Source organism: Agrobacterium sp. LAD9 (assembly GCF_003031125.1).
Taxonomy (GTDB): Bacteria; Pseudomonadota; Alphaproteobacteria; order Rhizobiales; family Rhizobiaceae; genus Agrobacterium; species Agrobacterium radiobacter.
Genome location: NZ_PHGS01000025.1, coordinates 65,473 through 92,458, shown reverse-complemented (window position 1 = coordinate 92,458; position 26,986 = coordinate 65,473). Strand labels below are relative to the sequence as shown.

23 protein-coding genes and 1 riboswitch are annotated in these 26,986 nt (G+C 60.9%); of the genes, 16 read left to right on the top strand and 7 right to left on the bottom strand.

Annotated features, from left to right (window positions below; all coding sequences use genetic code 11):
• Positions 1 to 2: 2 nt before the first annotated feature.
• The 5 genes from DA915_RS21975 to DA915_RS21955 all read right to left on the bottom strand — a co-directional run bounded on the left by DA915_RS21975 (position 3) and on the right by DA915_RS21955 (position 4,643).
• Positions 3 to 482 carry a pseudoazurin gene (locus DA915_RS21975; RefSeq protein WP_107677316.1) on the bottom strand — a complete coding sequence of 160 codons (480 nt, stop codon included), beginning with the start codon at positions 480 to 482 and terminating at the stop codon, positions 3 to 5.
• Positions 479 to 1,279 (bottom strand): ABC transporter ATP-binding protein, encoded by an 801-nt coding sequence (locus DA915_RS21970; protein WP_107677315.1) that lies wholly within the window; start codon positions 1,277 to 1,279, stop codon positions 479 to 481. The genes DA915_RS21975 and DA915_RS21970 overlap by 4 nt, the downstream gene beginning before the upstream one ends.
• Complete coding sequence (locus tag DA915_RS21965) at positions 1,276 to 2,304, bottom strand: iron ABC transporter permease (protein ID WP_107677314.1); 1,029 nt, start codon at positions 2,302 to 2,304, stop codon at positions 1,276 to 1,278. The genes DA915_RS21970 and DA915_RS21965 overlap by 4 nt, the downstream gene beginning before the upstream one ends.
• Entirely contained in the window at positions 2,301 to 3,332 is a 1,032-nt protein-coding gene (locus tag DA915_RS21960; RefSeq protein ID WP_107677313.1) for an ABC transporter substrate-binding protein, read from the bottom strand. The genes DA915_RS21965 and DA915_RS21960 overlap by 4 nt, the downstream gene beginning before the upstream one ends.
• A gap of 157 nt (positions 3,333 to 3,489) precedes the next feature.
• Positions 3,490 to 3,725, bottom strand: a riboswitch (cobalamin riboswitch).
• 39 nt (positions 3,726 to 3,764) lie between these two features.
• On the bottom strand, positions 3,765 to 4,643 hold the full coding sequence (locus tag DA915_RS21955) for a GNAT family N-acetyltransferase (protein ID WP_107677312.1): 879 nt from the start codon (positions 4,641 to 4,643) through the stop codon (positions 3,765 to 3,767).
• 203 nt (positions 4,644 to 4,846) lie between these two features.
• On the opposite strand from DA915_RS21955, the gene argE reads away from it, so the two are divergent.
• The 9 genes from argE (at position 4,847) to DA915_RS21910 (ending at position 16,030) form a co-directional block, all read left to right on the top strand.
• Positions 4,847 to 5,971, top strand: a complete 1,125-nt coding sequence (gene argE, locus DA915_RS21950; protein WP_099087201.1) for an acetylornithine deacetylase — start codon at positions 4,847 to 4,849, stop codon at positions 5,969 to 5,971.
• Positions 5,972 to 5,994: 23 nt separating this feature from the next.
• A complete protein-coding gene (locus tag DA915_RS21945; RefSeq protein ID WP_107677311.1) occupies positions 5,995 to 6,918 on the top strand; it encodes a glyoxylate/hydroxypyruvate reductase A in 924 nt (307 codons plus the stop codon).
• Positions 6,919 to 6,944: 26 nt separating this feature from the next.
• A complete protein-coding gene (locus tag DA915_RS21940) occupies positions 6,945 to 7,301 on the top strand; it encodes a cupin domain-containing protein (protein WP_003524651.1) in 357 nt (118 codons plus the stop codon).
• Positions 7,298 to 7,753 (top strand): GNAT family N-acetyltransferase, encoded by a 456-nt coding sequence (locus DA915_RS21935; protein WP_107677310.1) that lies wholly within the window; start codon positions 7,298 to 7,300, stop codon positions 7,751 to 7,753. Before DA915_RS21940 ends, DA915_RS21935 begins: the two co-directional genes overlap by 4 nt.
• A gap of 128 nt (positions 7,754 to 7,881) precedes the next feature.
• Entirely contained in the window at positions 7,882 to 9,924 is a 2,043-nt protein-coding gene (locus tag DA915_RS21930; RefSeq protein WP_107677309.1) for a hydantoinase/oxoprolinase family protein, read from the top strand.
• Positions 9,925 to 9,927: 3 nt separating this feature from the next.
• The gene (locus DA915_RS21925; protein ID WP_107677308.1) at positions 9,928 to 11,895 is read left to right on the top strand and encodes a hydantoinase B/oxoprolinase family protein; all 1,968 of its coding nucleotides are present in this window, start codon (positions 9,928 to 9,930) and stop codon (positions 11,893 to 11,895) included.
• A gap of 141 nt (positions 11,896 to 12,036) precedes the next feature.
• Positions 12,037 to 13,500, top strand: a complete 1,464-nt coding sequence (locus tag DA915_RS21920) for an aldehyde dehydrogenase (RefSeq protein ID WP_107677307.1) — start codon at positions 12,037 to 12,039, stop codon at positions 13,498 to 13,500.
• A gap of 13 nt (positions 13,501 to 13,513) precedes the next feature.
• Entirely contained in the window at positions 13,514 to 14,557 is a 1,044-nt protein-coding gene (locus DA915_RS21915; protein ID WP_107677306.1) for a tartrate dehydrogenase, read from the top strand.
• Between the two features lie 15 nt (positions 14,558 to 14,572).
• Positions 14,573 to 16,030 (top strand): NAD-dependent succinate-semialdehyde dehydrogenase, encoded by a 1,458-nt coding sequence (locus DA915_RS21910; RefSeq protein ID WP_107677305.1) that lies wholly within the window; start codon positions 14,573 to 14,575, stop codon positions 16,028 to 16,030.
• A 216-nt stretch (positions 16,031 to 16,246) separates the two neighbouring features.
• On the opposite strand, the gene DA915_RS21905 is transcribed toward DA915_RS21910, so the two are convergent.
• Together DA915_RS21905 and DA915_RS21900 are read right to left on the bottom strand one after the other, a co-directional pair.
• Positions 16,247 to 17,521, bottom strand: coding sequence for an FAD-binding oxidoreductase (locus DA915_RS21905; RefSeq protein WP_003506840.1), 1,275 nt, complete (start codon positions 17,519 to 17,521; stop codon positions 16,247 to 16,249).
• A gap of 15 nt (positions 17,522 to 17,536) precedes the next feature.
• Positions 17,537 to 18,205 (bottom strand): haloacid dehalogenase type II, encoded by a 669-nt coding sequence (locus DA915_RS21900; protein ID WP_107677528.1) that lies wholly within the window; start codon positions 18,203 to 18,205, stop codon positions 17,537 to 17,539.
• A 323-nt stretch (positions 18,206 to 18,528) separates the two neighbouring features.
• Here DA915_RS21900 and DA915_RS21895 point away from each other — a divergent pair, with 323 nt between their 5' ends.
• The 7 genes from DA915_RS21895 to DA915_RS21865 all read left to right on the top strand — a co-directional run bounded on the left by DA915_RS21895 (position 18,529) and on the right by DA915_RS21865 (position 26,977).
• Positions 18,529 to 19,365 carry a GNAT family N-acetyltransferase gene (locus tag DA915_RS21895; protein ID WP_107677304.1) on the top strand — a complete coding sequence of 279 codons (837 nt, stop codon included), beginning with the start codon at positions 18,529 to 18,531 and terminating at the stop codon, positions 19,363 to 19,365.
• A gap of 14 nt (positions 19,366 to 19,379) precedes the next feature.
• Complete coding sequence (locus tag DA915_RS21890) at positions 19,380 to 20,753, top strand: aspartate aminotransferase family protein (RefSeq protein WP_080866890.1); 1,374 nt, start codon at positions 19,380 to 19,382, stop codon at positions 20,751 to 20,753.
• Between the two features lie 256 nt (positions 20,754 to 21,009).
• Entirely contained in the window at positions 21,010 to 21,723 is a 714-nt protein-coding gene (locus tag DA915_RS21885; RefSeq protein ID WP_080866891.1) for an HAD-IA family hydrolase, read from the top strand.
• 93 nt (positions 21,724 to 21,816) lie between these two features.
• Positions 21,817 to 23,427 carry an ABC transporter substrate-binding protein gene (locus DA915_RS21880; protein WP_107677303.1) on the top strand — a complete coding sequence of 537 codons (1,611 nt, stop codon included), beginning with the start codon at positions 21,817 to 21,819 and terminating at the stop codon, positions 23,425 to 23,427.
• A 93-nt stretch (positions 23,428 to 23,520) separates the two neighbouring features.
• Positions 23,521 to 24,471 (top strand): ABC transporter permease, encoded by a 951-nt coding sequence (locus DA915_RS21875; RefSeq protein ID WP_003506851.1) that lies wholly within the window; start codon positions 23,521 to 23,523, stop codon positions 24,469 to 24,471.
• Complete coding sequence (locus DA915_RS21870) at positions 24,471 to 25,322, top strand: ABC transporter permease (RefSeq protein WP_107677302.1); 852 nt, start codon at positions 24,471 to 24,473, stop codon at positions 25,320 to 25,322. The genes DA915_RS21875 and DA915_RS21870 overlap by 1 nt, the downstream gene beginning before the upstream one ends.
• Entirely contained in the window at positions 25,322 to 26,977 is a 1,656-nt protein-coding gene (locus DA915_RS21865; RefSeq protein ID WP_003506855.1) for an ABC transporter ATP-binding protein, read from the top strand. Before DA915_RS21870 ends, DA915_RS21865 begins: the two co-directional genes overlap by 1 nt.
• Positions 26,978 to 26,986: the final 9 nt, after the last annotated feature.

Genomic DNA, 26,986 nt, shown 5'->3' with positions numbered 1-26,986 from the left:
CTTTATTTTTCCGCCTGCTCGAAAAGATCGTCGAACCGTGGTTTGGCGCGACCCGGCACGTCCACCGTCCTGTAGCTCTGCGGCAGGGTCGCATCGCCCACCTTGATCAGCATGACCATGCCCATGCCGTAATGCGGCGAGCATTTTATGCCGTAAAAGCCCGGCTTTTCGAACCCGATCTCGAACTCGTCATTGATCCGGCTTTTGAACCCTTCGACACCTTCCGGAACCATGCCATCGATGGTCGCGGCATTGTGGCTCTTGTGAGTGGGCACAAAGCGTACGCGGTCGCCGGGCGCGATTTCGAGAAAATCGGGCTCGAATACCATCGGGCCCTTTTCGCCCCGGTTCAGCATTTTCACCTCGAAGGTCTCGGCTGAAGCCTGAAGCGGAAAGCCCGTGACCGTCACGGCAATTGCGGCAGCGGCGCAAAACAGTCTGGTCTTTGCAGCGGCGTTTGCGAGCATCGTCAACATCATCATCGTGCCAATACTTTCCTTGGGTGCTCGGCCCGCCCATGGGCCGGCAGAAAACGAATATGGGAAAAGCCGCCCTCGTCCGTGGTGACGACACATTTGACTCCGAAAACCTCGGCTATTGTCGCCGGTGTCAGAACGTCCCGCGGCGGGCCGACCGCGATCATCTCACCCCGATGCATGATGGCGACGCGGTCGCAGAACATAGCGGCGTGATTGAGATCGTGCAGCGCCGCAACGACGGTCAGGCCCTGCCGGCGCACCAGATCGAGCAGGCCGATCTGATGGCCTATGTCGAGGTGATTGGTCGGTTCGTCCAGAAGCAGGATATGTGGCTCCTGCGTCAATGCGCGCGCGATATGCAGACGCTGGCGTTCGCCGCCGGAAAGATGATGCCAGTTGCGCTCCGCCTTGTCGGCCATGTCGACATTGGCAAGTGCCGCATCAACAATGGCGTCGTCATTCTGTGACCACGCGGAAAGCGGCCCGAGATAGGGCGTGCGCCCAAGCTCCACGGCCTGCCGTGCGGTGATGCGCTCTGTCGTTTCAGCCTGTTGCTCCACGAAGGCGAGCCGGCGGGCAAGGTCGCGGCGTCCCAGCGAGGCAAGCGGCTCCTCGCCAAGCGTAACGTGTCCCCGGCGAGGCTTGCGAATTCCCGCCAGCATGGAAAGCAGCGTGCTCTTGCCGGAACCATTCGGGCCGATGATGCCCAGAAACTCCCCGGAACCGACATTGAGCGAAACGCCGCGCACGATATCGATATTGCCGGCATGGAAATACAAATCATGGGCGGATAACTTCATGACCGCCCCCTCTTCTGCCCCAGAATGAAGGCGAAGGCGGGCGCGCCGACCAGCGCGGTGATGACGCCGATGGGCAACACCTGCCCCGGAATGACGATGCGCGAGAGAATATCCGCGACGATCATGAAAACCGCGCCGGTCAGTGCCGTTACCGGCAGCAAGATGCCATGGCGAACGCCGACGAAGATGCGCGCGGCATGGGGAATGACGAGCCCGACGAAACCGATGGAGCCGACCAGCGACACCATCGCGGCCGTCATGATTGCCGAAACCGAGATCAGCACCGCATAGACCCAGCGCACCGGAATGCCGAGTGAAGCGGCGGCCTGACCGCCGAAGGCAAAGGCATCCAGCGCCCGTGCATACCAGAGACAAACCGCCAGCCCCGCAAGGCTGACCGGCAGCGCCAGCCAGACATCCGGCCAGCGCACGCCCGAGAGGTTGCCGAGCAGCCAGAACATGATGCCGCGCGCCTGTTCCGCATTGGCGGATTTGGTGACGATGAAAGAGGTCATGGCGTTGAACAGCTGCGACCCGGCCACCCCCGCCAGAATGATGGCGCTGTTGCCATGTCCCGCCCGCACCGCGAGAAGGCTGACCAGAGAAAAGGCCACAAAAGCACCGATGAGCGCGCCGGCCGGCATCGTCAGGAAACCCGCGCCAAAACCCAGAAGCGCGACAGCGACGGCACCGGTGGAGGCGCCGGCGGAAATGCCGAGAATATAGGGATCGGCAAGCGGGTTGCGCAGAAGCGATTGCAGCACCGCCCCGGCGAGCGCCAGCGAAGCCCCGCAGCAGGCGGCGACAACGGCGCGGCTGAGGCGATAACTCCAGACAATGCCCTCATCCAGCGGCTCCAACGGATAACCCGCATGGAAGACGCGGTTGGCGATAGTTTTCGCCACGACGTCAAAAGGAATGGCGGTCTCGCCGATGGCCGCTCCAGCCATCAGCGCGACGAGCAGCAGGGCGAGCGCGGCGAAAGCCAGTCCCACCCTGCCGAAATGGACGGAAAGACCGTTCACTTGGCGAGGCCGGCAGCCGAAATCGCTTCAGCCAGCGTTTCGATGCCTTCAATGGTGCGAATGGTCGGGTTCATCGCCTGCGCATCCATCTCGAAGACATGACCTTCCTTGACGGCGGGCATAATGCTGGCCACGGGATCGCTGGCGAGGAACTTCAGCTTGACGGCGACATCGTCAGCCGGGAAGCGGCGGCGGTCCATCTTGCCGGCGACGATGACGGACGGATTTGCCTTGGCGATGGTTTCCCAACCGACGGTCGGCCATTCCTCATCGCTTTCGATGACATTCTTTAAGCCCAGTGCGGACATGATGTAACCGGGCGCGCCGTTGCGGCCGGCCACATAGGGGTCGATATCCAGCTCGGCGCTGGAGAACCAGAAGACGGCGGAAAGCTTGCCATTTGCCGAGGCGATCTTGGTGCGGGCGGCTTCCTCACGCTTCTTCAGATCGGCAACGACTTCCTCGCCGCGATCCTGCACGTTGAAGATTTTGGCGAGATCGCGGATTTCCTGATAGATCAGATCCATGGTGAAGCCGGTGTTGCGCACGCCGTCGCCACCGCCGGAATTATCCTTGCCGATGCAATCGGCAGGCGAGGTATAGACGGGAATGCCGAGTTCGGCGAATTGCGCCGGCGTTCCGACGACGCCTTCAGGGCCGATCTGCCACTGGAACTGCGTCGTCACGAGGTCAGGCCTCTTGCCGACAACCGCCTCAAAGCTCGGATCATTATCGGCCAGTCGCTCGACCTTGGCATTGGCCTCCTCGTAGCCCTTCAGAACCGGGCCGATCCACAGCGCCGTGCCGACCACCTTGTCAGCAACCCCGAGCAGATAAAGAACCTCGGTCGTGCTCTGGCCGACGGATACGGTGCGGGCGGGAGCCTGTTTGAAGGTGATCTCCTGACCGCAGCTGTTGATCGCCAGGGGGTAAGTGGTTTCGGCAGCGTTAGCGTTGGCAAGAGGCAAAACCGCAAACGCGGCAGCCAGAAAGCCGGCATGCACCGGCAGGCGTCTAGAATGAAACATGTGTTCTCCAGTCGAAAGTAAAACTTATTCCAGAGCAGCAGGCGTCAGAACGCGCAGCAACAGCGGGACGTCTTGTACGGAGAACGACGACGGGACGCAAACCAAATGTTATGAAATAACATTACAATCTCCTCCTCCGGGCTTCCCCGCCCGTAACGATGGTTCATATTTTGACGGCAGGTCTCCTGGCTCACGGATTTGCGTCACTCATCTGCCTTCCCGCATTCCAGAGAATACAGTGGCATGACGCCTTGAAGCGTCACTGGGATGAACGACAATCCGCTTACAGTTGCGGGGGCAGCCACGGCATTGGGCGAAAAAGATCGCCCGCACCATGTTCCCTATTAATCCCTTCGCCTTTCGGCTGCAGGAACCGTCGCTTTCTCACATAAGGGGCAACGGGCGGGGCGTCAATTGCGATAGTGCCGCACCTCAGCACAAAGACGGGCCAGCCAGGGCGAAAATCATTGCGGGACCAGAGCCGGCCGGTTGCGGCGCGTTTTTCGACATGGTGGTAAGCGTTTCGATCACCACCAGGCCGGATTGCGTCAAGAAATCGGTCAGAAGGCCGCTGTCGCGAACGGCATCGAGACGGACGAGCTGATCGTCCAGATCGGAAAAATGCCGCCTGACCAGCGCAATGGCCTGCGTTTCCTCACCCGCAACGACCGGGCCGACAATATGGCCCCGTCCCGCTGCGCGCCGCAATGCAAAGGCCACGAGACGATCCGCCTCGAACAGGCCATAACCCTTATTTTCCCGCAGGAGACGCTGCAGGACGCGCTGGCGCGAGACACCGAAAGCCGCCTGATCCAGATCCGCAACAGCGGACAAATGGTCCTCCGAAAGCGGCTCGATCCTCTGTTTTCTTCCGAGCGTCGGCATCTCGGCAGGGCAGCGCGCCTTGCCACGAAGGAGATGTACTTTTTCCGCATCTCCGGCAAAACCCAGCCGGGCAAAAAGCCGCCGCGACGCTTCCGTGGCGTTCAGCCGCAGTGCAGCGTCAGGGTAATCTGCCATGAGTTGCCCCACCAGCCACGGTGCAACGCCCTGCCCCTGCAAACGCGGGGAAACGATGACCATACCGACCGTCGCGAAACCTTCATCATAAGGAAACAGCATGGCGGTTGCGACAACGCGATCAATTTCGTCAAGCGCGGCAAGGCCGATGCCACATTGACGCAGGAAACACCATTCATTCGCGTGGTATCGCCATCCGACAGCCATGGAAAGGGCATGCAGATGATCGGCCTCCACATCGGCGATATCCACGGTTCGCAACTCGAAACTATCGACCTTGAGCAGCTCCATGACAAACGGCTCTCATTCCCTCCGGCGCGGAACCTTGATCCCGGCAGCCCAGCCCACGACATCCGAAGATAACCAGCCTTGCCGGCAGGAATTTTCCGAAAGCGCTGGAAAGACACAACAATCTACCGAAAACACCCCTATTTCAGCAGATAAACGCCGCCGGCCGCTCTAAGCTTTTCGACGTTGAAGCGGCGGAGACAGCCATGAACGCAATCGAAATTCTGGAGCGTCTTGTCGGCTTCCCATCGGTCGTCGGAACCGCCAATGGCGATATCGCCGGGTGGATCGCCGATTATCTGGATAGTCACGGCGCGAAAGTATCGCTGCTTGCCGGTCCCGAGGGCGACCGCGCCAATCTCTTCGCCAGCTTCGGGCCGACAGATACCAGCGGATACATCCTGTCCGGCCATATGGATGTGGTGCCTGCCGGTGAGCCGGAATGGTCCTCCGATCCCTTCACCCTGAGAGCGGAAGGCGAGCGTCTTTACGGACGCGGAACCACCGACATGAAGGGATTTCTGGCCACGGTTCTCGCCGCGGCACCGGCATTTTCGCGCATGGCGCTGAATCGCCCCATTCATATTGCCTTTTCCTATGACGAGGAGGCGGGCTGCCGCGGCGTCCCGCACCTCATTGCCCGATTGCCGGAACTATGCGCAAAACCGGCGGGCGCGATCATCGGCGAACCGAGCAATCTGCGCGCCGTGCGCGCCCACAAGGGCAAGGCCGCCGCACGCATCACCATTCGTGGCCGCTCCGGCCATTCCTCGCGGCCGGATCAGGGCGTGAACGCCATCCATTTGATCACCGGCATCATGGCGAAGGCTGTCGAGACCGCACAGGCCCTCACGCAGGGCCCCTTCGAGGCGACATTCGAGCCGCCCTATTCCTCCCTGCAGATCGGCACGGTGAAAGGCGGACAGGCGATCAACATCATTCCCGATCTCTGCGCCATCGAACTGGAAGCACGAGCGATTGCCGGTGTGTCGCCGCTCGCCCTGCTCCAGCCGGTGCGTGACGGCGTCGAAGCGCTCGCCGCTGAGGGCATCGACATAGAATGGGCACCGATGAGCGATTATCCGGCGCTGTCCCTCGCCGCCGATGCGCCGCTCGTGAAGCTTCTGGAAGAATTGACCGGCGCGCCCTGCATCGCCGCCGTCAGCTACGGCACGGAGGCCGGGCTTTTCCAGACTGCCGGCATCGACGCCATCATCTGCGGCCCGGGCGATATCGGCCGCGCCCACAAGCCGGACGAATTCATAACGGCCGGCGAACTTTCAGCCTGCCAGTCAATGCTGGAAACACTGGCGAACCGCTGCACGGTTTAAACCTTCGGAACCACGGATATCAGATGACGTTTTTCTTCAATTCCGACGCGAAGCGCGGCGAGATTTTCCGGCAGGCCCTGGCCCGCGACCTGCCGGAGCTGCCCTTCTCGATGGATGCCGCCAGCGTCGATGCCGATACGGTTCGATATCTCATCACCTGGACCGTGCCTGATGATATCGGCCGCTACCGCAATCTCGAAATCCTGTTTTCCATCGGCGCGGGTGTCGATCAGTTCCACATCGATGCGGTCCCTGCGCATGTGAAGGTCGTGCGCATGGTGGATGAAGGCATCATCCGCATGATGCAGGAATATGTAAGCCTTGGCGTACTGGCGCTTCACCGCAACCTGCCGGTCTATTTAAAACAGCAGCACCAACAACTCTGGAAGGCTTTGCCGCAGCGTCAGGCGGAAGAGTGCCGGGTGGGCGTTCTCGGCCTCGGCATGCTGGGTGTTGCGGCGCTGGAGCGGCTGAAACCCTTCGGTTTTCCGCTTTCCGGCTGGAGCCGTTCCCCGCGCGCGATCGACGGCGTAACCTGCCATCACGGCGAAACCGGATTGGCCGCCATCCTCTCGACAAGCGATATTCTCGTCTGCCTGCTGCCGCTGACCGAAGAGACCGTGGGGCTTCTGAACGGCGAACGTCTGGCAATGCTTCCGGAAGGCGCTGGCCTCGTTCACGCCGGGCGCGGCAAACAACTCGACCACGACGCCCTCATCGATGCGCTGGATAATGGCGGGCTCTCGGGCGCGGTGATCGACGTCACCGAACCCGAACCGCTGCCGGAAGAGCATCGTTTCTGGACCCATCCGAAAATTCTTCTGACGCCGCATATCGCCAGCGTCACCCAGCCGCATTCGGCAGCACGCACCGTTGTCGAGAACATCAAACGATACCAGTCCGGCCTCGAGCCGCTCGGCCTCGTCGACCGCAACCGCGGATATTGATCATACCGTTCCAGGAAAGGACACCCATGCCGCTTCTCAAGACCATCGACACCCATCCCGCCTTCGAACCGAAAGCTTCCAAGGCCCTGCCGGAACGCCTCATCTCCGGCGATCCCTCCTTCAAGACCTGGCCGCTGGACGAAGCCCGCAACGGCACCGTCCACACCGGCATCTGGGAAGCGACGCCGGGCGAAAGCCGTTCGATCAAGGGCGAAACCTTCGAATTCTGCCATATTCTCGAAGGCGTCATCGAAATCACGCCGGAAGGCGGCGCACCGCTGCGTTATACGGCGGGCGACAGTTTCGTCATGAAGCCGGGCTTCGTCGGCGTATGGAAAACCATTGAAACCGTCCGCAAGATCTATGTTACGGTGAACGGATGAACTGGGAACCGGCCATTTTCGAAATTACCCGCGACGGCTACGTGCTGAGCACCGATCCGACGCGTGTAGATTTCAATCTGGTCCATGGTTTTCTCGCCCGCGATTCCTACTGGGCGCAGGGAATGACCGCCGACCGGCTGAAGCGGGCGCTTTCGCATTCGCTGCCGGTTGGCGTCTACGCCCCCGATGGTTCCATGGCCGCCTTCGCCCGTCTGGTGACGGACTATGCCGTTTTCGGCTATCTGCGCGATGTCTTCACGGTGGAGGATCATCGCGGTCGCGGCCTTGCTTCCTGGATCGCCACCGAGATACGCAGGCATCCGGAGCTCTCAACGGTATCAAGCTGGATGCTCGCGACCCGCGACGCCCATGGCGTCTATGAAAAGGCCGGCTATCGCGCCGCACCGCATCCCGAATATTACATGACGGTGCCAAAACCCGGCGAAGGCTGATCAGCCTGACTTGCACGTCATGTCGGCCATCATCATAACCTGGAGCTATGACCCTTACCCCATAAATGCTTGGCCCTTTTCCGGTCCCGATGACAGCATCATCAGGACTGGAAAAGGAGACGGAAGAGATGGGATATCGCATTGGCGTTGATGTGGGCGGGTCATTTACGGATTTTGCCGTGTTTGACGATGGGACCGGCTCGCTTTCCACCCTGAAGGTGTTTTCCCGCCCCGATGCGCCGGGAGAAGAAATCCTTCTCGCGCTCGATACGCTGAAAAAGCGCGACGGCATCGAAGCGAAGGACGTTTCCTATTTCACCCATGGAACCACCGTCGGCGTCAACACGGTGATCCAGCGCAACGGCCAGAACGTCGCCCTGTTCACCACGGAAAACTTCGAGGACGTGCTTGATGTTGCACGCCTGAAAATCCCGCAGATCCACAATCTCTATTCCGTGCGGCCGGAACCGCTCATCCCGCGTGAACGGGTTTTCGGCATAGCCGAACGCATGCTGGCGACCGGCGAGATAAAGCTCGCGCCGAACGAAGAGAATGTGGCCAAGGCCGTCGCCGGCGCAATTGCAGCCGGTTGCGACGGCATCGTTCTCGCCTTCCTGCATTCCTACCGTAACCCCGAAAACGAACGGGCCGTGAAGGCGGTGATCGAGCGCATCGCACCACAATTGCCAGTGGTCTCCTCTGCCGAGACATGGCCGATCATTCGTGAATATGAGCGCACTGTCACCGCCGTCATCAGCGGATATGTCCAGCCGCGCGTGGCACATTATCTCGACCGTTTTGAAACGGTACTGCGCAGGCAAGGCATTGCCTGCCCGCTGCTCATCACCAAGACCAATGGCGGCGTCATGGGCATCGATCAGGCGCGGCGCGAATGTGTGCAGATGATCCTGTCGGGCACCGCCTCCGGCGTCATCGGCGCGGGTTATCTGGCGAAGGCCAGCGGCTTTGAGCGGGTGATGAGCCTGGACATTGGCGGCACCAGCGCCGATGTGGCCGTTATCCTTGATGGCGAGGCCCAATATGGGGTCGGTGAGCTGATCGGGGATTTCCAGATTCACGTTCCCTCCGTTTCCGTCAGTTCCGTTGGCCAGGGCGGCGGCTCGGTCGCGTGGGTGGATAGTCTCGGCCTATTGCAGGTAGGACCGGAAAGTGCCGGTTCGACGCCGGGGCCGGCCTGTTACGGACGCGGCGGCAACCGCCCGACGATCACGGATGCCATGGCGGCCGCCAATCTCATCGGCCACATGCCGCTCGGTTATGGCGCAGTGACCGTCGATCACGCCGCAGCGCGCGCCGCCCTATTGCCGCTTGCCGAAAAACTCGGCCTTTCCGTCGAGGCGCTCGCCGGCAACATCGTCGATATCGCCGTCTCGGGCATGTATGCGGAGGTGAACGCCCTGACCTCCCGCTTCGCCATCGACCCGCGCGAATTTCACCTCTTCGCTTTCGGCGGCGCAGGCGCGATGCTCGCCTGTTTCCTTGCCCGCGAGCTGGATATGAAGGGTGTGGTGGTGCCGCCCACCCCCGGTGTCGTTTCCGCGCTCGGCGGCCTGATTGCCGATCTCAAGAATGATTTCATCCGCACCACCTATTGCGAGGTGGACGACAGGGCGGCCTCTGATCTCGCCCCCCTTCTCGCCGAAATGCAGGAGACCGGCCGCAACTGGCTGAAAGAACAGGGTTTTAACGGTGATTGCGACATGCGGCTTTCCGCCGACATGCGCTATCGCGGCCAGTCCTACGAAATCGAAACCACGCTGCAGCCGGAATGGCTGGGCAGAGGCGACGCCGGCGCGATCAACAAGGCTTTCCACGAAGAACATGCCCGTCTTTATGGCCATTCCGATGAACGGGCGGCCGTACAGATGGTCAACCTCAGGCTCGTCGTTTCCGGCCGAACACCGAAGCCCCCTCTTCGGGAGACAGGCATGGCCACCGGTCCCGCTAAACCGCGCTTCCACGCGAAAGGCTGGTTTGGTGGCATGGAACACGACATGGCTATCTATCATCGTGCCGATCTGGCGGCCGGACACGATTTCGATGGTCCCGCCATCATCCTTCAGGACGACACCACCACCGTGGTGCCGCCCGACTTCTCCGTCCATGTGGACCGTTTCGGCAATCTCGTCATTACCAAGAGGGAGTTTTGATCCATGGCCATCGATCGCCGCAATCTCAAGGTCCTTGCCAATTTCTGCTCTGCCGCCGCCGACGCCATGGCCTTTACGCTGATGCGCACCGCCCATTCCGCCTTCGTCAAGGAAACCGAGGATTTTTCCTGCCAGGTGGTGACGCGCGAGGGGCTTGCCTTCGCCAATCCCCGGCAATTCGGCGCGCCCTGGTATAGCGGCATCGATTACGCACCGCTGATTTCCATGTTCGAGGAGTATGAAGACGGCGATATCTGCATCACCAACGATCCCTATAGCGGTTTCGTCGCCACCCACTCGCCGGATATCCACATCTGGAAACCGGTCTTCCACGAGGGCAAAATCGCCTGTTTCGTGGTCGGGCACATTCACAATACCGATGTCGGCGGCGCGGTTCCCGCCTCATTGTCCCGCTCGCTTTCCGAAATTGAGCAGGAAGGCCTGCGCATCCCGCCAGTCAAGCTCGTTCGCAAAGGCAGGCTCGATCCCTTCATCATCGACATGATGAAGGCCAATGTCCGCATGCCGGAACAGAATATCGGCGACCTCCACGCCCAGATCGCCTCCGTCAACATCGGCGAACGCAAGATGCAGGAGATCGTCGCCCGTTTCGGCTTTGATGATTTTCTGGACGGTGTGCGCCAGATTTTCGACTATGCGGAAGAGCAGACCCGGCAAATCCTCACCAGGGTTCCCGATGGCGACTATTTCTTTGCCGACTATGCCGACGAGGATTCCGTTGGCGGCCGGCCATGCCGCGTGGCGCTGACGCTGAAAATCCGCGGCGGCGAGGCGGTCCTCGACTATACCGGCAGCGATCCGCAGCTCGGCTCGTCGCTGAATATGCCGACCGGCGGTCGCGAGCGACATTCACTCGTCATGGTCGGCCTGACCTATGTGCTTTATACGCTCGATAACAGCCTGCTTCTGAACGCCGGCACCCTGCGCCCGGTACGGGCCGTGCTGCCGGAAGGCACGATCGTCAATTGTCAACGCCCGGCCGCTGTCGGCATGCGCTCACTCACCTGCGCCATGACCCAGATCGTCACCATCGGCGCTTTCGCAAAGGCCCTGCCCGAGCTTATTCCCGCTGCCTCCCCCGGCGGAAACGCCATCATGAACATCAAGACCAGCGACCGGAACGGCCGCTCGGTCATGGCCTCCATCGGCCCGGTTGGCGGCGGTGGCGGCGGTACGCCCTTCTGCGATGGCAGTGACGGCGCCGGCGGCGCCACCGGCTTTCTGCGCAACACGCCGATCGAAATCAGCGAAGCGGAAGTGCCGATCCTCTTCCGTCGTTATGGGTTGCAACGCGATACCGGCGGGGCAGGCCGTTTTCGCGGCGGGCTTTCGGCCATCATGGAGTTTGAAATATCCTCGCCGGAAACGGTGGTCACGGCACGCAACCGCAATCGCTCGCTGATGGCAAGCTGGGGCGTCAATGGTGCGGGCCCGGGGCTGATTTCCCGCTTTCTCCGCAATCCCGATACGGAGGACGAAATCTCACTCGGCAATACCGATATCGTCCATTGCGGCCCGGGTGATGTCATTCGTGTCATCGGACCGGGAGCCGGCGGTTACGGCGACCCCTTCACCCGCCCGCAACAGGCCGTGCTTCGCGATGTGCGGCGCGGCGCGGTCTCGGCAGAAAATGCTGTAAGACACTACGGGGTCGCGCTCATCGGCGATGAGATCGATGAAGAAGCGACGGCCGCCCTGCGCTCCACACCGCGCCGAAAGACGGACGATATCATCAGTTATGGACCGGAGCGGCTCGCCTTCGAGGCGGTCTGGACGCGGGAACGTTATGATTTTCTGACCCAATTCTTGCAAAAATCGCCTGTGGGATGGCGTTTTTTCCTGAAACACCGGGTGTTTGAGGCAGTCGAAAACGAAGGCGATGATCCCCGCCCCCTTTGCGAGCGGATGGCCGAGATTTTCGAGCAGATAAGCGCCCGCTACGGCGTTTGACCGGCGGCCTGCCTTCGCCGCCGAAGATTGCGCTGTCTGCCGGTGGCAAAACAGGATTTTCATTCACCGCCCGCGCCGCAGTCGGTCGATGCTGCTTGCCATCAGGGATTAGCGTTGGGGCATATCCAGAGAGGATTCCACATGACGCTCAGCTTCGATCCAGACAGCTTGTCCCTGCCGATCGGCCATTTTATCGGCGACCGGCTGGTTACGGCGGCAAACGGCATCGACATGCACCGCCCATCCGATGGCGTTGGATATGCCGGTTGCCCCAAGGCGGATGCAGCGCTGGTCGATGAAGCGGTGCAGACTGCCAAGGCTGCGTTGAAGAGCAGCAACTGGGGCGGCGCGCGCCCGCGTGAGCGTACAAAGGTCTTGCAGCGCTGGGCCGACCTGATCGAACAGGAAGCGGAGACGCTGGCGAAAATCGAAGCGCTCTCCTCGACACGGCCCGTGGGCCAGCTGATTGCCGGTGATATCGCCGTCACCGCCGAACAAATCCGCTTCTTCGCCGAATTTGCCGACAAGGAAGGCGGCGATCTGGTGCCGACCGACGATGCAAGCCTCGGCATGATCATGACAGAGCCCTATGGTGTCGTCGGCGCCATCACGCCGTGGAACTTTCCCGTGTCCATGGCCGGCTGGAAGCTCGGCCCGGCGCTTGCCGCCGGCAATGCCGTGGTGCTGAAACCCTCGGAAATGACGCCCTTCTCCAGCATTTTCATGGCACAGCTGGCGATCAAGGCCGGGCTCCCCGCCGGTCTCATCAATATCGTACTGGGTGACGGGCCTGTGACGGGCAATGCCATCACCGGGCACCCTGATATTTCCAAGGTCAGCTTCACCGGCTCCACAGCCGCGGGCGCCGCCATCATGGCCAATATCGCCCGCACCGGCATCAAGCCCATGACGCTGGAGCTCGGCGGCAAGAGCCCGCAACTGGTCTTTGCCGATGCCGATATCGAAAAAGCGGCGGCGGCCATTGCCGGCAATATTCTCTCCAATGCCGGGCAGGCCTGCGTGGCCGGTTCCCGCATTATAGTTGAAGAAAGTGCGGCAGATGCCCTTTCCGCCGCGATCATCGCCCGCATGAAGGCGGTGAAGCCCGGCCCGACATGGGACGAGGCGTCGCAATATTCGCCTATTATCTCCGAAGTGCAGCGCAAGCGCATCGACGGCATCGTTCAGGCGGCCGTCGCCCATGGCGGCGAATGCCTGACGGGCGGCGCGAACATGGACGGCCCCGGCTATTTCTACCAGCCGACGCTGATCGCCAATGTCGACCAGACATCTCCCGCCGTCACCGAAGAAATCTTCGGACCGGTGCTGACGCTGCAGACCTTCCGGACGGAAGAAGAGGCTCTGGCGCTTTCCGATCATCCGACTTACGGTCTGGCGGCGGGTCTTTTCAGCCGTGATGTCTCGCGTGTCTTGCGTCTGTCGCGCGCCATTCAGGCCGGAACGATCTGGGTCAACCGTTACGGCCGCTCCCGCGACCACATATTGCCGACAGGCGGTTACAAGCGCTCCGGCATCGGCAAGGATCTCGGACGGGAAGCCTATCTCGCCAACCGCAAGAGCAAAAGCGTCCTGATTGGACTGTAACAGGGGAATTCTCTTGAAAACGCATCGCATCGCACTCATTCCCGGAGACGGCATCGGCAAAAGCGTAACTGATGCCGCCTGGCAGGTGCTCAACGCCGCCGCCCAAACCTCCGGTTTTGCACTTGAAGGCACGGAATTCCCCTGGTCCTGCGCCTTCTACAAGGAAACCGGCGCGATGATGCCGAATGACGGTATCGAAACCCTGCGCGGCTTCGACGCCATTCTGCTCGGCGCAGTCGGCTGGCCGGCGGAAGTGCCAGACTCAGTCTCGCTGCACGGCCTGCTGCTGCCGATCCGCAAGGCCTTCGTGCAATATGCCAATATCCGCCCTCACCGGCTTCTGCCCGGCGTGCAGGGACCTTTGAAGGCCGGAGGATTCGACATTCTCTGCATCCGCGAAAACACGGAAGGCGAATATTCCGGCGCGGGCGGCCGCGTGCATCAGGGCACCGATGATGAAGTTGCGGTCGAAACCTCGATCTTCACCCGCAAGGGTGTGGAGCGCATCCTGCGTTTCGGCTTCGAGCAGGCGCAGAAGCGTCGCGGCAAGCTCGCTTCCATTACCAAGTCCAATGCCCAGAAATATTCGATGGTCTTCTGGGACGAGGTGACACACAAGCTCGCTGCCGAATATCCCGACGTCGAAGTTTCCAGCTATCACATCGACGCCATGGCGGCACGCATGGTGATGGCCCCGGAAAGCCTTGATGTTGTGGTCGCCTCCAACCTCTTCGGCGACATTCTGACCGATCTCGGCGCCGCCATTCAGGGCGGTCTTGGTTTTGCCGCTTCCGCCAATATCAACCCTGACCGCAGCGCGCCTTCCATGTTCGAGCCGGTGCATGGTTCGGCCCCCGATATCGCCCATCTCGGCATAGCCAACCCCATTGCCGCCATCTGGTCCGGCGCGATGATGCTCGAGCATCTCGGCGAAAAAGATGCAGCAGTGCGCATCATGACGGCGCTGGAAACGGCGACCGGCCGGGGTATCGGCACGGTGCCGGGTAAGGACAAGACAGACGCCATCACCGCCGCGATTCTTGCGGCACTCGACTGATTTCGGAGAATTATGATGCAGGGCTTGAAGGACAAAGAACTCTTTCGCCAGACGGGCTTGATCGGCGGCGCATGGAAGACGGCAGCGTCGGGCAAGGCGGTCGATGTCATCGATCCCGCGACACAGGCCGTGATCGGTACCGTTCCCGATATGGGGAGCGCGGAAACGCGCGCGGCTATCGAGGCCGCCAACGCCGCCTTCGGACCGTGGAAGAAGAAGACCCATGCGGAGCGTGCGGCGCTGCTCGAAAAATGGTTCGCGCTGATGATCGAGCATATAGACGATCTCGGCCTGATCCTGACCACGGAACAGGGCAAGCCGCTTGAGGAGGCGAAGGGGGAGATCCACTATGGCGCATCCTTCGTCAAATGGTTTGCGGAAGAGGCGCGGCGCATCGGCGGCGGCACCATTCCTTCGCCGACGCCGGACCGGCGCATCGTGGTGCTGAAGGAGCCTGTCGGCGTCTGCGGCATCATCACGCCATGGAACTTCCCGAACGCCATGATCACCCGCAAGGTCGCGCCCGCACTCGCAGCCGGCTGTACCGTGGTCATCAAGCCGTCGGAATTCACACCCTATTCCGCCCTGGCGCTCGGCGTACTCGCCGAACGAGCCGGCATTCCCGCAGGTGTCATCAACATCGTCACCGGCATGCCGACGGAAATCGGCAACGAAATCATGGCGAACGAGACGGTGCGCAAGATTTCCTTCACCGGCTCCACCCGCGTCGGTTCGCTTTTGATGCGTGGCGCCGCCGACAGCATAAAGCGACTGTCGCTGGAACTGGGCGGCAATGCGCCCTTCATCGTTTTCGACGATGCCGATCTCGATCTCGCCATTGAAGGCGCTCTCATTTCGAAATTCCGCAATGGCGGCCAGACCTGCGTCTGCGCCAACCGCATTCTCGTCCAGTCTGGTGTTTACGACGCCTTCGCGAAAAAACTGGCGGATCGCGTCGATGCCATGCGGGTCGGCCCCGGCACGGAAGCGGGGGTCTCCGTCGGCCCGATGATCAACGAGCCGGCCATCGCCAAGATCCGCGCCCATATCGACGACGCTATTTCGAAGGGCGCGACGATCATCACCAAGCCGCGCAATCTGCCGGAAGGTCCGCAATATACGGCACCGGTGGTGCTGACGGACGCCACGACCGGCATGCTTCTGGCAAGCGAAGAGACCTTCGGACCCGTCGCGCCGCTCTTCCGCTTCGAGACGGAAGAAGAAGCACTCGCCATCGCCAATGGCACGCCCTTCGGCCTCGCCGCCTATTTCTATACCGAGAGCCTCAAGCGCGCCTGGCGTGTGGGCGAAGCGCTGGAATTCGGCATGGTCGGCCTCAATACCGGCCTCATCTCCACCGAAGTCGCCCCCTTCGGCGGCGTGAAGCAATCCGGCCTCGGCCGCGAAGGCGCGCAGGTCGGTATCGAGGAATATCTGGAGATCAAGACCTTCCATATCGGTGGGCTCGCTTGAGCCTTTTTCTCATCCCCGCCTAAAGGGCCGCTCTGCGGCCCTTCTTTTTTGAAGCGTGGGATTGAAAAAAGCGGCAGCATTTACACGCGTCGCCCCGGACTCGGTCCGGGTCCAGTGCGATCAAGTCATTGATCGCAAGAAACTCTTTCACCGCGCAGACGCGCGGTGGCTGGATGCCGGATCAAGTCCGGCATGACGGAAGAACTAACAGCCCTTCTACTGAATCTTATCCAGCATCTTGTAATAGAATCCCACCAGCGGCAGGAACCAGGGCTTACCGAAATGACCCGGCACCGCCGGCCAGTCCAGCCCCTTCAGCGGATTGTTATCCGGCCGCCCGAGAATGGCGTCGGCCATGATCATGCCGAGATGGGTGGAAAGCTGCGCACCGTGGCCGGAATAGCCCATGGCGTACCAGACGCCGTCATGGAAACCTGCGCGCGGATAACGATCCTTGGTCATGTCAACCAGTCCGCCCCAGCAATAATCGATCGGCACATGGGCAAGCTGCGGGAAAATGCGATGCAGGCTTTCCGTCAGGATCGCACCGCTTTTGGAGTCCGAACGCTGATCCGAAGTTGCGGAAAAACGGGCGCGGCCACCAAAGATCAGCCGGTTGTCAGGCGAGAGCCGGAAATAATTGCCAATATTCATGGAGTTGACATAGGTGCGGTTGCCGGGAACCGAAGCCTTGATTTCGGCATCCGTCAGCGGCCGCGTGGCGATGATGAAACTGCCGACCGCGATGATGCGGCGGCGGAAATAACCGAAGCCGGAGGGTGTGTAAGCCCCGGTAGCAACAAGCACATTGTTGGCCGTGACCTTGCCACGGGCAGTTTCCAGCTCATGGAGCTTACCGTTCTGGATGTGTTTCGTCACCGCCGCTTTTTCGAAGATCACCGCGCCATGGCGGCTGGCGGCTTCGGCAAGGCCGGCCACATAGCGGCCCATATGCATCATTGCGCTTTTCTTCGAGAGCATGGCGCCATAAAAGGGCGAGCCGATTTCCGCCTCGAGATCAGCAGCCGACAAGAGAGCCGTATCGGGATCGACCTCGGCGTGCAGCGCGTCGAAATTCCTTGCCAGACCTTCGAAATGCTGCGGCTTGGAAGCGAGCTTCAGCTTGCCGGAGCGGCGGAAATTGCAATCAATCCCCTCCTCTGCGATCAGTGCTTCCAGCGTGTCGACTGAATCGTCCAGCGCCTTGTAGAGGGCGATCGCGCGTTCCTTGCCCAGTTCCGCCTTGGCGGAGAGATAGGAATGGGCAAGGCCATTGTTGAGGTGCCCGCCATTGCGGCCAGAGGCGCCCCAACCGACCCGCTCCCCTTCGAGAACGACCACCCGCGCGCCCGCCTTGGCCAGCTGGCGCGCGGCCCCGAGACCGGTGAAGCCGCCGCCGATGACGGCGACATCATAATGACCTTCGACGGGACCTTGCGCGGCACCTGAAAATTGCGGCGCGGTATCGTGCCAATAGGAGACGAACTTCATGGTCCCGACCTTTCCTTACAATCCAACCACGCCTGCCAGGCCGGAAATATCTGATATCTCGACATAACCATAATAGGGATTGGCGGGCTCGTGGCCGCGATTGACCCAGACCTTGTTCTTGATGTCGAGATCGTGGGCCGACATCAGATCGTAACGGAACGAGGAGGAAACATGCAGCATATCTTCCGGACCGCAGCCGAGCATGTCAAACATATATTCGAAGGCCTTGAAACGCGGCTTGTAAGCCTGTGCCTGCTCGGCGGTATAGACCGCATGGAAGGGTGCGCCGAGCTTTTCGACATTCGACATGATCTGCGAATTCATGGCGTTGGACAGGATGACGAGGGGAATTTCCTTCGCGACTTTCGCAAGGCCGGCCGGAACATCGGCATGCGGACCCCAGGTCGGAACGCGCTCGTAAACGAAAGCGGCATCTTCATCCTTGAAAGCGACACCATTGCGCTTGCAGCTGCGCGAAAGCGAATTGTGGACCACCTGAGCATAGGGCTTCCAGTCACCCATGATCTCATCAAGACGGTAGGCCGCAAAATTCTTGATGAACTGCTGCATCTGCGCTTCATCCAGGCGATCGCCATAGAGATCACGGGCGGCCTCTGCCATCTGGAAATTGATCAGCGTGCCGTAGCAATCAAAGGAGATGTATTTCGGGCGGAAGATGGTCATATCGTCGTCATCCTTGCTTGGGGATCGGCCGTGCCGGAATGAATTGATCATAGAAAGCCTTTGCCCGGTCGGCGCACCGCAATTGCCATCAGCGGAAGCAGATTGTTGCGTATGCAGCCGCCAGTTTGGCAGAGAGTTGCGTTGAGCCCAACCGAAAGCCGCCGCCCGTCCTGGTTTTACGACCGGGTGCGGACAAGATGCGGCATAAGATGCGGCGGCGGATAAAAGCAACAGCGAAACATATCGAACCTTCCCATTTGTCGGGACAATCTTCTTCCGGCGTCAGTCTATCAATGAAGAGTAAGAAAAAACGGAGTTCCGGCATGCAGGCGAGCCTGATCGATATCCAAATGTTTCAACCGGACCACCTCGACGCGGCCGTTGAACTTTCCCGCCAGGCCGGCTGGCCGCACCGGAAGGAAGACTGGGCGCTGGTCCTTTCCCTGAGCAGGGGTTTTGTCGCCCTTGAGAACGGACGCGTCGTCGGCACCGCCATGGCGACGCTTCTCGGAGAAAGCTGCGCCACCGTCAATATGGTGATCGTGGATGAGAGCATGCGCGGCCGCGGCCTCGGGCGTCAACTGATGCAGGCGGCAATGGACGCAGCAGAAGACCGCGAATGCCGTCTGGTCGCCACGGCCGACGGCCTGCCGCTCTACGAAAAACTGGGCTTCGTCGCCTGCGGCGAGGTGCGTCAACATCAGGGAATTCCGGTGACGACCGACAGGCCAACCGGTGTCATCTGGGTCGAAACCATTGATCCGGCCGCGCTTGCGGCACTCGATGCGGAGGCTTTCGGCGCGGATCGCACGGCGCTCTTTGCAGCGCTTGCCGACAGGGCACGTTTCGCGATCGTTGAGAAACAGGGCGTCATCAAGGGTTTTGCCGCCCTTCGCACCTTCGGGCGCGGCGAGGTCATCGGCCCGGTCGTGGCGCAAAATGCTGAAATCGCTAGGGATTTGATCGCCTTTGCAGTTTCCGAGCGCCCCGGCGCATTCCTGCGCGTGGATACCACCGCCGATACCGGTCTTGGCCCCTGGCTTGCCGAACGTGGCCTTGCCCATGTCGGCGGCGGCATCGCCATGCGCCGGTCGAAAACCGAAATCCCCGCCGACAAAAAACTGAAAACATTCGCATTGACCAGCCAGGCACTGGGCTGAATCTGGAGAGACCCATGTTAAGCAATTCACTGATCGAACTGGACCGCGCCCATCTGGTGCACCCCGTCTCCTCCTTCCGCGGCCATGAGAAGCTTGGTGTGCGGGTGCTGAAATCGGCAAGCGGCGCCACGGTCACCGACATGACCGGTCACCAGCTCATCGACGGTTTTGCCGGCCTCTGGTGCGTCAATGCCGGTTACGGGCATGACAGCATCGTCGAAGCGGCAGCCAAACAGATGCGTGAGCTGCCCTATGCCACTGCCTATTTCGACATCGGCAGTGAACCGGCGATCCGGCTCGCCTCCGAACTCGCCGACCGCGCGCCGGGCGATCTCAACCATGTCTATTTCACGCTTGGCGGTTCCGATGCGGTGGACAGCACCATCCGCTTCATCCGCTATTACTGGCACGCGAAAGGCCAGCCGCAGCGCGACCAGTTCATCTCCATCGAACAGGGTTATCACGGCTCCACTACCGCCGGGTCGGGTCTCACGGCGCTACCCGCTTTCCATGCGGGTTTCGGTGTGCCTTATGACTGGCAGCACAAAATTCCGTCACACTACGCCTACCGCAATCCGGCCGGCAGCGATCCTGCCGCGATCGTTGCCTCCTCCCTGCAAATTCTCAAAGACAAGATCGAGGCCATCGGCCCGGACCGGGTCGCCGCCTTTTATGCGGAACCCATTCAGGGCTCGGGCGGCGTTCTGGTGCCGCCGCCGGGCTGGATCAAGGCCATGCGCGAACTCTGCCGTTCCTATGGCATTCTCTTCGTCGCTGATGAGGTCATCACCGGCTTCGGCCGCACCGGACCGCTCTTTGCCTGCACGGACGAGGACATCGTGCCTGATTTCATCACGGCTGCAAAGGGTCTCACGTCGGGTTATGTGCCGATGGGCGCCGTCTTCATGGCGGATCACGTCTATGATACAATAGCCGACTTTGCCGGCGATGCCGCCGTGGGGCATGGATACACCTACTCCGCCCATCCCGTCAGCGCCGCTGTCGGCCTTGAAGTGCTGAAACTCTACGAGGGCGGACTGCTGGAAAACGGCCGCCGCGCCGGTCAACGACTGATGGCCGGCCTTCAAGGCCTGAAAAGCCATCCGCTGGTTGGCGATGTGCGCGGCCGCGGCATGCTCGCCGCCATCGAACTTGTGACCGACAAGGACAAAAAGACGCCGCTGCCGGCTGCAGCGGCCCCTGCACGCAAGGTTTTCGACCGCGCCTGGGAAAACGGCCTGATCGTGCGCGCCTTTGCAAACGGCATTCTTGGTTATGCGCCGCCGCTCTGCTGCACCGATAGCGAGATCGACGCCATTATCGAGCGGACGCTGAAGACGCTCGACCAGACACTCGAAGACCCGGCCGTCAGGGCCGCCATGGCCTGAGCCGATAGAAGGGCAGCGTTGCGGCACCCTCTCGAAATGTCGCAACGCACCGCATATTCGCAATATTCTGCCGAAGAGCCGATCCATTTCGGCGTATCCGGCGTGCCGAAAGTGCCAAACTATTAATGCAAACGGCACTAAACGCCATAAAAAAGGGCGTAATTACAAATGGGAACGGGGCAAGGATCCCGTCCGGGAACAGAATAATCTGCCGCAGTCTCCCCAAGAGGCCGAGGCGGCAAAGCGGAGACCGACATTGCCCAAAAAACTGAGCGACTTCAAATATATGAGCTTCGACGTGGTGGGGACCCTCATCGATTTCGAAGGCGGCCTGAAATCGACGCTGGCCGCAATCGGCGCGGAAAACGGCGTGGAGGTCGATGGTGAAAAGGCGCTCGCCCTCTATCGCGCAGCCCGTTACTCCGACGCGACCGACCTGTTTCCGGACGATCTCGTCCGCGTTTATCTGATCATCGCTCCGCAACTTGGACTGCCGGCAGAACGCGCTTTCGGCGAGCGCCTGCGCGACGCCGCAAAAAGCTGGAAAGGCTTTGAAGACAGCCGCGCCGCCATGGCCGAGCTTGCCAAGACGCATCGCCTCATCGCCATGACCAATGCCCAGCGCTGGGCCTTCGAATATTTCGCGAAGGAACTCGGCAATCCCTTTCATGCAGCCTTCACGGCGGATGATACCGGCACGGAAAAGCCCGATCCTGCCTTCTTCGAAAAGGTTTTTGCTTTTGTGGAGAGCGAAGGCGCATCGAAGGATGACATCCTGCATGTCGCGCAAAGCCAGTATCACGATATCGGCATTTCCCGGAAACTGGGCATGACCAATTGCTGGATCGAGCGGCGCCACGCCCAGAAGGGATATGGCGGCACCATCGAGCCGGAAAACTTCACCGAGCCGGACTACCACTTTACCTCCATGGCCGGCCTTGCCGACGCGGCGAGGCAAACGGTCGGTTAAGCCGCACCGTCAATGGCGTGCCGCGAACTGGGATGCGGCATGCCTGAAATTTCTTCAGAAGCATTTCAACAAATCATACAAAAGGGGAAGACCATGAGTGACAGGATTACAAACTGGACCCGCTCCGACGATGCCGCCGTTGAACAGGCGATCCGACGCGGCGCAACGCGGCGCGAGCTGCTTCACATGCTGCTGGCGGGTGGTGTCGCCCTTTCCGCCGGTTCGGCCATTCTCGGTCGCGCCTCAAATGCCGTGGCCGCAACGCCGGTCTCCGGCGGCACCCTCAAGGCAGCCGGCTGGTCCTCCTCCACCGCCGATACGCTCGATCCGGCAAAAGCCTCGCTTTCGACGGATTATGTTCGTTGCTGCGCGCTCTATAACCGTTTGAGCTTCCTTGATGTTTCCGGCACGCCGCAGCTGGAGCTGGCCGAAGCCATCGAAACGAAGGACGCCAAGACCTGGACGGTGAAGCTGCGTTCCGGCGTCACCTTCCATGACGGCAAGGCGCTGACCGCCGATGACGTGGTCTATTCGCTGAAGCGCCATCTCGATCCGGCCGTCGGTTCCAAGGTCGCCAAGATTGCCGCGCAGATGACCGGCTTCAAGGCTCTCGACAAGAGCACGGTCGAAATCACGCTGGCGAACGCGAATGCCGACCTGCCATCCATTCTGGCCCTGCACCATTTCATGATCGTTGCCGACGGCACCACGGATTTCTCCAAGGGCAACGGCACCGGCGCCTTCAAGCTCGAAAAATTCGAGCCGGGCGTCCGTTCGATCATGGCCAAGAACACCAATTACTGGAAGTCCGGCGGCCCGCACATCGACAGTTTCGAATTCATGGCGATTTCGGACGACAATGCCCGCGTCAACGCCCTGCTTTCCGGCGATATCCAGCTCGCGGCCTCCATCAACCCGCGTGCGCTGCGCCTGCTCGACAAGCAGGAAGGTGTCGTTCTGTCCAAGACGACATCAGGGAACTACACCAACCTCAACATGCGTCTCGACCAGGCGCCCGGCAACAATGCCGATTTCGTCGCCGGCATGAAGTCGATCGTCAATCGCGAGCAGATCGTCAAGGCGGCCCTGCGCGGCCTCGGTGAAGTCGGCAACGACCAGCCGGTTCCGCCGATGAACCCCTACCACAATCCGGATCTCAAGCCGAAAGCCTTCGATCCGGACAAGGCGAAGTTCCACTTCCAGAAGGCAGGCCTCATCGGCCAGTCCATTCCGGTCATCGCATCGGATGCAGCAAGCTCTTCGGTCGACATGGCGATGATCATCCAGGCTTCTGCCGCGGAAATCGGGGTCAAGCTGGACGTGCAGCGTGTTCCCTCCGATGGCTACTGGAGCAATTACTGGCTGAAGGCGCCGGTTCACTTCGGCAACATCAACCCGCGCCCGACGCCGGACATCCTGTTCTCGCTGCTCTACGCTTCCGACGCCCCGTGGAACGAAAGCCAGTACAAGTCGCCGAAGTTCGACAAGCTGATGCTCGAAGCACGCGGCATGCTCGATATGGAGAAGCGCAAGCAGATCTACTTCGAACTGCAAACGATGATCGCCGACGAAGCCGGCACCATCATCCCCGCCTATATTTCGAATGTCGACGCCATCACCTCCAAGCTGAAGGGGCTGGAAGCCAATCCGCTCGGCGGCATGATGGGTTATTCCTTTGCGGAACACGTCTGGCTCGAAGCCTGATAGACCATGGGGCCGGGCGCGAAAATGCGCCCGGCACGTTTTCCGCAGGACGCGGGAAGCCTCCACAATCAGGCAGGTCGCAGGAGCATGTGAATGAACAGCCGGATATTCTCCCTTATCGCCAGGCGGCTGGTCGTCATGCTGACGACGCTGCTGATCGTGTCGTTTATCGTCTTTTCCGCCACCAGCCTGCTGCCCGGCGACACGGCGACGATCCTTCTCGGCCAGGCGGCAACGCCGGAGGCCGTGGCTGGCCTGCGCACCGCCATGCATCTCGATGATCCTGCCCTGCTGCGTTTCGTCCGATGGCTCTTCGGCCTGCTGCATGGCGAGCTCGGCACCTCCTATGCCAACAACATGGCGATTGCCGACCTTATCGGTCCGCGCTTCGTCAATTCCATGAAGCTTGCCGGCATCACCACCATCATCGCCGTGCCGCTGGCGCTCACCCTCGGTATCAGCTCCGCCATGCTGCGCGGAACGCTTTATGACCGGGCCGTCACCGTGTTGACCATCGGCGTCATCTCGGTGCCGGAATTCATGATCGCCACACTCGCCGTGCTGCTTTTCGCCGTTTACCTGAAATGGCTGCCGGCGCTATCGCTGGTCAGCGAGGTTCACACGCTTTTCGATGTGCTGCGGGTCTATGCCATGCCGGTCATCACGCTGACTTTCGTCGTCTCGGCGCAGATGATCCGCATGAGCCGCGCCGCCGTCATCGAAACGCTGGATACGCCCTATGTCGAAATGGCGCTTTTGAAGGGCGCGCCGCGCATGCGCATCGTGCTTCGCCATGCGCTTCCCAATGCGCTCGGCCCCATCGTCAATGCGGTGGCGCTGTCGCTTTCCTATCTCGTCGGCGGCGTCATCATCGTTGAGACGATCTTCAATTATCCTGGCATCGCCAAGCTGATGGTGGATGGCGTCGCGACGCGCGACCTGCCGCTGATCCAGAGCTGCGCGATGATCTTCTGCGTCGGTTATCTCCTCCTCATCACGACGGCTGACATTATCGCCATCATGTCCAATCCGAGGCTGCGCTGATGGCCGACAATATCAAAACAACTTCGGGGACTTCGCGTTTGGGTTACAAGATCAACGCAGTCGGCGTTTTCGGCTTTCTCATCATTTTTTCCTGGGCCATGGTCGCAATCTTGGCGCCGTATCTCATACCGCATCCGGTCGGTGAAATCGTCGATCTCGACTATTTTGGGCCGATGACATCAGATCTCTGGCTCGGTTCCGATTATCTCGGCCGTGACGTGTTTTCCCGCATTCTCATGGGCGCGCGTTTCACGGTCGGCATATCGCTCGCCGCCGTCACCATCGCCTGCACCTCCGGTGTCGTGCTCGGCATGTGCGCCGCCGTCATCGGCGGCTGGTTCGATGCGACGCTGAGCCGGTTTCTCGATGCGGTGAATTCCATTCCGAGCAAGCTTTTCGGCCTCGTCGTCGTCGCCGCCGTCGGCTCGTCCATTCCGGTGCTGATCATCACGCTCTCGGTCATCTATACGCCGGGCGCCTATCGTTTCGCTCGAGCGCTTGCCGTCAACGTCAACACCATGGATTTCGTCACCGTCGCCCGCGTGCGCGGCGAAAGCCTGCTCTATCTCATCGGTTCCGAAATCCTGCCGAACATCGTCCGTCCCGTGTTGGCCGATCTTGGCGTGCGCTTCGTCTTCATCGTGCTGCTGCTGTCGGGCCTCTCCTTCCTTGGCCTTGGCCTGCAGCCGCCGAATGCGGACTGGGGTGCGCTGGTGCGCGAGAACATCGGCGGCCTGCCGTTCGCGGCACCCGCCGTCATCTTCCCGTCCCTGGCGATTGCCAGCCTGACGATCAGCGTCAACCTGCTGATCGACAATCTGCCGCAGAAAATCCGCGACAGGAGCGAATAATGAGCAATCTCGTTGAAATCCGCGGACTGAAAGTCGAGGCCACCACCGATTCCGGCCGCCGCATCGACATCATCAAGGGTGTGGACATCGACATCGCCGATGGCGAGATCGTTGCGCTGATCGGCGAAAGCGGTTCCGGCAAGACCACCATTGCGCTGACGCTGATGGGCTATGCCCGCCCGGGTTGCCGCATTTCCAGCGGCAGCGTCAAGGTGGCGGGCCGCGATATGGTGCAGCTTTCCGAAGCCGAGCGAGCAACGATCCGCGGCACGAAGGTGACCTATGTGCCCCAAAGTGCGGCCGCCGCCTTTAACCCTGCGCAGAGGATCATCGACCAGGTGATCGAAGTCACCCGCATCCACCATCTGATGCCGCCGCAGGAGGCGCGGGTGCGGGCGGTAGAACTCTTCAAGGCCCTGTCGCTGCCCAACCCTGAGACCATCGGCGAGCGCTACCCGCATCAGGTGTCCGGCGGCCAGCTTCAGCGCCTGTCCGCCGCCATGGCGCTGATCGGCAACCCGAAGCTGGTGATCTTCGACGAACCGACCACGGCGCTCGATGTCACGACCCAGATCGAGGTGCTGCGCGCCTTCAAATCGGCAATGCGCAAGGGCGGTATCGGCGGCGTTTATGTCTCGCATGATCTTGCCGTCGTCGCCCAGATTGCCGACCGGATCGTGGTCTTGAAAGGCGGCGAGGTGCAGGAAACCGGAACCACGGCGGATATCCTCGAAAATGCGCAGCATCCCTATACTAGGGAATTGCTGACGGCTTTTCACGACAAGGCACGCGTTGTCACACCCGTCAAACAGGAGCAGGCCACGCCCCTCCTGGATATCGAGGAGCTGATCGCCGGATATGGAACGAAGGGCGGAGACAAGATGCCGCTAGTGCGTGCGGTGGATTCCGTCAGTCTTTCAGTCTATCCCGGCCGCAATCTCGGCATTATCGGCGAATCCGGCTGCGGAAAATCGACACTTGCGCGCGCCATTGCCGGCATTCTGCCGGCGGCAAGCGGCCATGTGATCTTCGAAGGCAAGGAACTGGATGCCGATGCACGCCGACGGACCGGCGATCAGCTTCGCCGCATGCAGATCGTGTTCCAATATGCCGACACGGCACTCAACCCGTCCAAACCCATCGAGGACATCCTCGGCCGGCCGCTGACCTTTTATCACGGTATGAAGGGCAAGGCGCGCGATGCGCGGATCGACCAGCTTCTCGATATGGTGAAGCTGCCGCGCTCGGTTCGCCATCGCCATCCTTCCGGCCTTTCCGGAGGGCAGAAGCAGCGTGTCAATTTCGCCCGGGCGCTTGCCGCCGAACCATCGCTCATCATCTGCGATGAAATCACCTCGGCGCTCGATACCGTGGTCGCGGCCGCGATCATCGATCTTCTCGGGGAACTGCAGCGGGAGCTGAACCTCTCTTACATCTTCATCAGCCATGATCTTTCGGTGGTGGAGACCATTTGTGACGAAATCGTCGTGATGTATGGCGGACAGAAGGTGGAGCATCTGGAGACGGAAGCGATCAAGTCGCCGACCCACCCCTATTCGAAACTGCTGTTCTCCTCGGTGCCGAAACTCGACCCGAAATGGCTCGACAATCTCCAGCAGGATGCGGAGCTGGTGCGGGCGTTTTCGAAGAGGTGAGAACGGGAT